At 65.1% G+C, this 4034-nt stretch carries 2 protein-coding genes and 2 pseudogenes; 2 read left to right on the top strand and 2 right to left on the bottom strand.

Annotated features, from left to right (window positions below; translation table 11 throughout):
- Both PGX04_RS19925 and PGX04_RS19920 read right to left on the bottom strand, forming a co-directional pair.
- A pseudogene (locus tag PGX04_RS19925) lies at positions 1 to 280 on the bottom strand (hypothetical protein); the annotation flags it as partial.
- A gap of 126 nt (positions 281 to 406) precedes the next feature.
- A complete protein-coding gene (locus tag PGX04_RS19920; protein WP_377043112.1) occupies positions 407 to 2101 on the bottom strand; it encodes an RICIN domain-containing protein in 1695 nt (564 codons plus the stop codon).
- Positions 2102 to 2357: 256 nt separating this feature from the next.
- Between PGX04_RS19920 and PGX04_RS19915 the strand changes: the two genes are divergently transcribed.
- Both PGX04_RS19915 and PGX04_RS19910 read left to right on the top strand, forming a co-directional pair.
- A complete protein-coding gene (locus PGX04_RS19915) occupies positions 2358 to 3089 on the top strand; it encodes a GNAT family N-acetyltransferase (RefSeq protein ID WP_273740106.1) in 732 nt (243 codons plus the stop codon).
- A gap of 77 nt (positions 3090 to 3166) precedes the next feature.
- Positions 3167 to 4034 (top strand): annotated as a pseudogene (locus tag PGX04_RS19910) (hypothetical protein); the annotation flags it as partial.

Raw genomic sequence — 4034 nt, 5'->3', positions numbered from 1 at the left:
CCAGTCCGAAGGCCGGGATCGCGAGGAGGGTGGGTGCGAGTGCGGCGAGGCGCAGCGCCCAGGGCGATTCGTTCCCGGTCGGCCGAGGATAGACAGCGGCCCACGGACGGGTCGTCACCAGCGCGACGATCCCGCCGGGACGGCCGGGGAAATAGGAGACGGAGTACTCGACGCGAGCGAGTCGAAGGACCGTCGCGTGTGCCCACTCGTGGGCCACCAGACCGATCGCGACCGCGAGGGCGAGTGCACAGCCAGCAACCACCAGATTCGAGCCGATCATAGGATGCGTGAGATGCATACCATGGCTGGTGCCTCCGTCGCGGAGGCGTCTCACGCGTCCGAGTCGAGGAGCTACCGGTGGAAGGCCGTCCGGCTGTACCAGTTGCCGTCTTAAGGGCGAGCGGGCTCAGACCGACTCGAACGTCCAGCGCTGGTTGGCACCGCCGCGATCGGGCCACTGCATGACGTTCGCCCCGTTCGCGGTCGACCAGTCCTCGACGTCGGCGACCTTGCCGCTGTGGACGGCCTCGAGCGCGTACTCGCCGCCGCCGGTATCGACGATCCGCCAGCGCTGGCAGGAACAGCCCGTGGGTGCGTACTGCCGGACGTTCGCCCCGTCGCTGGTGTCGGCGTTCGCTACCTCGAGGAGCTTGCCGCTGTTTTCGTTCCGGATGTGGTACTCGCCGTTGCCCAGATCCTCAACATCCCACTGCTGAGTCGGATGGCCGTTGCCGGGCCACTGCTGGACGTTCGCGCCGTCGCTCGTGTCGGCGACGACGACCTCGAGCAGCTGGCCGCTGTTGACGTTCGCGATCTCGTAGATACCCGTCGAAATCGGGCCGCTCGTGCTGCCGTCTTCGCCATCGTCGCCATCGCCGGAGCCAGGCGGCGATCCCCCGACCTCGACGGCACTGGCCCACTCCGCGAGCCAGTCGCGCAGCCCGCTGTCGGGGACCGAGAGGGAGTGCGTGTTCACCGGCAGTTGCGGATAGCCGCCGACCTCGTCGTGGTGGCCGACCCAGTAGTCGTAGGGCGAACCGAGGCGATCGTTACCGGCGCGATCACCGATCTCCTGGATGATCCGCCGGTCGTTGCCGGTCCGATCGGCGGGCCGCGCGCCGGCGTTCGCGAGGTTGTGACGCTCGACGTCGCCCGACGGCAGTTCAGAGAGCCCGCTCGGCCACACCGGCGGCGAACTCGTACTCGGGACCTCCGCGAACGACTGGCCGTCGAGCGCCGGATCGGCCGTCACGTTGTCCCGGTGATAGGCCGTGGGCGTCCCCTCGAGGACGGGATCGCCGGTATCGGTCAGCCCGGTGTAGACGTTACCGACGAAGCTCGTGACCGCGGAGCCGTCAGCGTTCGCCGACTCGTCGAAGAAGTACGTGAGGTTGTTGACGACGACCGTTTCGGTGTCGTTCTTGAGTCGCGGCAGTCGGCCGCGGCACTTCGCCCAGACGTTCCCCGCTAGCGTGACGTTCGACGCGCCGTCGCCGACCAGCGTCCCGAAGTTGTGATCGGCTTCGTCGCCGTAGGGGTTCCACAGTCCCTCGTAGATCAGGCAATTGGTTACGGTCGTATCCTGGGTGTCGTAGCCCACGGAGAGACACTCGTCGACGCCCCACGACGCCGACACGTGGTCGATGACGTTGTTCCGGGTGCCGTCCTGGGTATTGAGCGCGTCATTGCCCTGTATAGAGCCGTTGCCGGGGCCGATTCGCGAGCGGACGTGCTGGACGACGCAGTCGTTGGCATCGACCTGGAGCATCCCCTTGACGAACGTGATGCCGGGCGAGGGTGCCGTCTGTCCGGCCACCCAGCACTTGTCTTCCGTAATCTGCAACGCGCGATTGCCGAGGTCGATCGTGCCGCTAGTCTCGAAGACTATCAGTCGCGGGCCGCTCGTCTGAAAGGCGTCTTCGACCGCACTCCGCGTCGGTTCCGTGATCGTGATCACGCGCACGTCCTCGCTCTCGAGCCACGAGGTATCGCTAAAGCCGTCGTCGAGGCCGTACTGTGATCCGCCGTCGGTCTGTGCCGTCACCGAACTGACTACCGAGACTATCGAGCCGCCACCGAGCGCCGCCGATGCCGCCGCCATTTTCAGGTACGTTCTCCGTGATTGGTTCATGGGGCCCTATTTCCAGCTACTACTTCATGGTAAATATATATTTTTGATGGATAGATTATACTCACATATGATGTGTACTTTACTCCCACAGATGAGGTGTACCCGTGATCGGTCCGAACACGTTACCGCCCGGAACGCTCACTACCGAAATCAACCGTCGGAACGATTCGATCCGAACCGATTCGGTCGGCCAACAATTAAGTATTGTCTCGTGGTAACGAACAGCATGGAGTCGACAGAGACGCTCGAGTTCGGCCACGTGGACCGCAAAGAGATATACGAGTACGTCGAGCGCCGCGGAGCGGTCGATCCCGAAGAGACTCGAGACCAGCTGGGTCTCGATCCCGGCGGCTTCCGCCACCACGTCGCGATCCTCAAGCGAGACGGCCGAATCGAGGAGGAAGACGGCACGCTCAGAGTCACGATCGACGCGGGCGCGGAAGAGGAGTACGTCTCCGAAGCGCTCGAGTTTCACATCCGGCCGGCGCGCCAGGAGGACCTGACGGGGATCGTCGGGGCGATCCGGCAGGTCGCCGAGGAGAAAACGTACATCGAAGCGGAGAGCGTCGCCGACGAGATCGACCACGAGAACGCGTTGCTCCGACACAACGAACTCCAGTCCCGGATGTTCTTCGTCGCCACGGTCGACGACGATGTCGTCGGCTGGGTCCACCTTCACGCCCCGGAGTTAGAGAAGCTGAGCCACACCGCCGAACTCACCGTCGGCGTCCTCGAGGAGTACCGCGACCACGGCATCGGCTCGCATCTCCTCTCGCGCGGCCTCGAGTGGGCCGGCTCCAACGGGTACGAGAAGGTCTACCAGAGCGTGCCGTCGACCAACGAGGAGGCGATCGCGTTCCTCGAGATGCACGACTGGGAGACCGAAGCGGTCCGCGAGGATCACTACAAACTTAACGGCCACTACGTCGACGAGGTGATGATGGCCGTCGATCTGTAGCCCAATCGCGTTCGATCCGGGAGCGCGTCGTTTCCTGACCAGTTCATTTTATATAACAGTCCCTGGAACCGAGAGGTATGCGTTTTGTCACCCCCGCGCAGTACGAGTGGGAGGGATGGGGGGAGTCGACCGCCGTGATCGTCGCGATGGGCCTCGCGCTCGCGATCGCCGGAATCGTTCAGACGCTCGAGACGCCGGTCTCGCAGCCGGTCGTCGCGTTCAAACTGTTCGTCTCACTGCTCGTGCCGACCGGCCTTGCCACCGGCGGCTGCTGGCTGGCCAGCCGCGACGTCTCTCCGGACGTGCGCTGGCGAGTCGCGACCAAGGTCTCGATCGGAATCGTCATCGCGTGCGCGCTCGGCGTCTGGCTGATCGGCTACGTCACGCTCGAGGGCGGAACGATCCGCGATCCGCTATCGCTTGTGACGATCCTCGCCGCGGTCGGCGGTGCGACCGGCTTCGTTAGTGTCGTCCGGGACCCGCTACGAAACGAGTCCACCGACTCGACGTATGCACGCAGGGGCAACGGCGACTCGAACGCTTCACCGTCGCCAGCGGCGACCGCCGCCGATCGGGAATCCACTGCGGGAGAGCCGACGGGGGCCACGACGACGGCCACGACCCACGAGAGGGATTCGGACACGACGGAATCTACTGACGTAACAGCGACTCCTGGAGAGTCGGCAGCCAGCGATATATCGGCGGCCACCACCACGTCACCAGCCGCTGAAACATCGGCGGCCGCCACCGCATCATCAGCCATCGATGCACCGGCGGCCGCCACCGCGTCGACACCATCGGAGACGACATCACACGGTGGCGTCTCCCCGCATATCGACGCCGCTGCTGGTCCCGACGATCCGACGCAGTTCGTCGATTCGGCCGGACACCCCGAGGACGCGACTCCCGAACCGTCGCCGCTGCCAGCGCGGGATCCGGGCGTCG

The sequence above is a fragment of the Natrinema soli genome (genome assembly GCF_028618695.1).
This window is presented reverse-complemented; position numbering and strand designations above follow the sequence as displayed.